Below are 2,564 nucleotides of genomic sequence, written 5' to 3'. Positions count from 1 at the left end.
GCCGCGTCCAACGAGGGAATGAATGCGTCATCGCACGGGCTAGCATCGCACATCCCGCCCCGGCCCCTCATTCTGAATATCCCCAAAGTACAGCTAGAGATTCAGGTACAGACTCACACGGAAAACGCCGTTCCCGTCAATTCCTCGGAGATTTTCCACAGTGTCCAAGCGTCACTGATGTTGTGTGAGCGCTCACTCGACATTGCCCGTTGCGGGTTGCCACCAAGCTCGGCCAAACCCGACGGCCCGAAATACTGCCCACCCCGCACGTCCGGCGCGGTGGCGGCGTAGAGCGTCGGCAGCGCTCCCATTTGCTGGGTCTGGGCAAATAAGCGGTTGGCGAGCTGCATCCCGCCGCCCTCACCTTGTAGGCCGGTGGCTGCGTACCCTGGATGTGCGGCGAGGGCCAGCGTGCCTTTTCGTGCCGCGTCCAGTTTGCGCTGAAGCTCGTAGATAAACAGCAAGTTGGCGAGCTTGCTCTGGCCGTAAGCTTGCCAAGCGTTGTACGGGCGCGTTTTCCAATTGAGGTCATCAAAATCCATCTGCCCGAAGCGGTGGGCGGTGCTGCTGACGCTGATTACCCGTGCGCCGGGGGTGGCGTTGAGGAGGTCAATCAATTGAGCACTCAGGGCGAAGTGGGCCAGATGGTTAACGCCGAACTGGGTTTCAAAGCCCTGCTCCGTTTTGCCCTGCGGCGGCACCATGATTCCGGCGTTGTTGATCAGCAAATCGAGGCGGTTGTACTTCGCCTTGAACGCCTCTACGAACGAACGAACCGAATCCAGGTTGCCCAAGTCAAGCGCCATCACGCTGACGCTTCCAGCAGGATTGAGCGACTGAATTTTCTTGGCGGCGGTGTCGGCTTTGGCGGGATTGCGGCAGGCCATGATAACCGCCGCGCCGCGCTGCGCCAGAGCGCGGGCCGTCTCGAAGCCCAACCCGCTGTTGGCTCCGGTGACGATGACCACTTTGCCAGATTGATCGGGGATGTCGGCTTCCGTCCAATCGCTTTTTTTGCGGCCTAAGGCGAGGTAAGCTGCTGGCCCGACGAAATTGAGAAACAGCGCGGCCCGCCAAGCCGTTTTGCTGCCGTTCAGCCGCTCCTCTGGACGCAGGCTCAGGTCAGCCCAGGCAGCGGCGAACAAAGCAGTCTGCACCGTTCCGGCAGCGATGAGAGCGGCTTTTTGAGCGGGGCTGAAGGTCTTCCAAGTGGGCTTAGGCATAGGTTTGATGCTCCTGTTCATAGAAATGATGGGTCAGTTTGTGGGCGCTGAGGTATGCTCACTCCAGCGTGCTGGGCAGCGGTACATGAGGAGACCGCGAAGCCCCACACTACCAGCATGTTCATTTTGCACGTCTACGGCGTTGCCATCCGTGACGCGATGGGCTTCACGCTCTAGGCTCCTGAGAAGATGGCGGGCGGATTTCGCGCTGACGACTGGGCTGAATCCCGCTCCCCTCAGCGTGCCAGCTTGAGCAGCTTCACCAGATCGGCAGGTTCGTCTCCCCTAGCCCGGCACATCTCTACATAGGTTTCCAAGATCACGTCGCCGCTCGATTGAAAAGCGCTCTTGGCGCTGGCGTAGAGGGTCATCACGTCCACGCAGTTCTTCTCCTCCTCGACCATCCTCTGGAGTCCGCGAATCTGGCCTTCCAAGCGGCGCAGGCGGTTGAGAATTTTTGTCTTTTCGGCTTGACGGTCACTGATAGGAATGCTCGCGGTCATGGTCTAAGCATACCCCCTGGGGTATTTGATAGGATAGGGGGAGGGGGTATACGCTTCTCTGGCACGTACGCAGCAGCGTGCTTTTGCCGCAGCCGTTGGGGCCGATGATGCTGGTGACCTGCCTGCCTTTGATGCTCAGGTTCAGACGCGGCACGATCACCGCCGCGCTGTAGGCCAGCTTCAAATCATGGGTGGAGAGTGGCGGAGCGGGAACAGCTTCTGGACGATTCACGCGCTCCTTCTGAGCAGATACAGAAAATAAGGTGCGCCCACCAGCGTAGTGAAGATGCCTGCCGGAGCCTCCAAGGGCGGCAACAGAGCGCGGCTCAACGTGTCGGTGGCCAGCATTAAGAGCGCTCCCAGCAAGCCCACGATGCCGGCTCCGGCCAGTGCTCCGCCCGCCTCCACGCCCAGGATGCCCGGATCGGCCAGCGGGTTGCGGGTCACACTATAGAGTAGCAGCCCCGACACTGCCAGACCCGCTCCCGCCAATCCCGCCACCAGGGTGCGCTGCAGCCACAGCGCGTGAACCACCAGGCTGTCGGTACTGTCGTCGGGGAAAAACAGCAGGTGGGCCACCTGGACAGAGAAATCTGGCTGACCCCCAGCGCCAGGGACACCAGCAGCGCCAGCAGGAGGAGCAATGCCGCTGCCAGAAACACCAACACACGCCCGGAGAGGCGCGGGCGCGAGGTCTGGACGGCGTTGGCGGTCAAGGGCTGGCCTGCATCTCTAGCCTGACTTAGCTCGACTTTGGCCATTGGATACTGTCAGGCGGCGTAGCAAAGTGCGTCTGCGAGGCGCTCAATAAAGTCCAGTGGGACTTGAATCATTTCAC

Annotated in this window: 4 protein-coding genes; all 4 read right to left on the bottom strand. The window is 60.8% G+C overall.

Annotated features, from left to right (window positions below):
- Positions 1-113: 113 nt before the first annotated feature.
- The 4 genes from FNU79_RS18760 to FNU79_RS19595 all read right to left on the bottom strand — a co-directional run bounded on the left by FNU79_RS18760 (position 114) and on the right by FNU79_RS19595 (position 2,305).
- Positions 114-1,223 carry an oxidoreductase gene (locus FNU79_RS18760; RefSeq protein WP_143722312.1) on the bottom strand — a complete coding sequence of 370 codons (1,110 nt, stop codon included), beginning with the start codon at positions 1,221-1,223 and terminating at the stop codon, positions 114-116.
- A gap of 236 nt (positions 1,224-1,459) precedes the next feature.
- The gene (locus FNU79_RS18755; RefSeq protein WP_143722311.1) at positions 1,460-1,726 is read right to left on the bottom strand and encodes a metal-sensitive transcriptional regulator; all 267 of its coding nucleotides are present in this window, start codon (positions 1,724-1,726) and stop codon (positions 1,460-1,462) included.
- Positions 1,701-1,958 carry an ATP-binding cassette domain-containing protein gene (locus FNU79_RS18750; protein WP_143722310.1) on the bottom strand — a complete coding sequence of 86 codons (258 nt, stop codon included), beginning with the start codon at positions 1,956-1,958 and terminating at the stop codon, positions 1,701-1,703. The genes FNU79_RS18755 and FNU79_RS18750 overlap by 26 nt, the downstream gene beginning before the upstream one ends.
- Positions 1,955-2,305, bottom strand: a complete 351-nt coding sequence (locus FNU79_RS19595) for an iron chelate uptake ABC transporter family permease subunit (protein WP_225430204.1) — start codon at positions 2,303-2,305, stop codon at positions 1,955-1,957. Before FNU79_RS19595 ends, FNU79_RS18750 begins: the two co-directional genes overlap by 4 nt.
- Between the last annotated feature and the right edge of the window lie 259 nt (positions 2,306-2,564).

Origin of the sequence: Deinococcus detaillensis, from assembly GCF_007280555.1 — a bacterium.
Taxonomy (GTDB): Bacteria; Deinococcota; Deinococci; order Deinococcales; family Deinococcaceae; genus Deinococcus; species Deinococcus detaillensis.
Note: the sequence above shows the minus strand (reverse complement) of the source record. Positions and strands in the feature narration are given on the sequence as shown.

What these genes read in the sequence shown, in the direction of transcription:
- FNU79_RS18760 (WP_143722312.1), bottom strand. Translation starts at nt 1,223, where the DNA reads ATGCCTAAGCCCACTTGGAAGACCTTCAGCCCCGCTCAAAAAGCCGCT.
- FNU79_RS18755 (WP_143722311.1), bottom strand. Translation starts at nt 1,726, where the DNA reads ATGACCGCGAGCATTCCTATCAGTGACCGTCAAGCCGAAAAGACAAAA.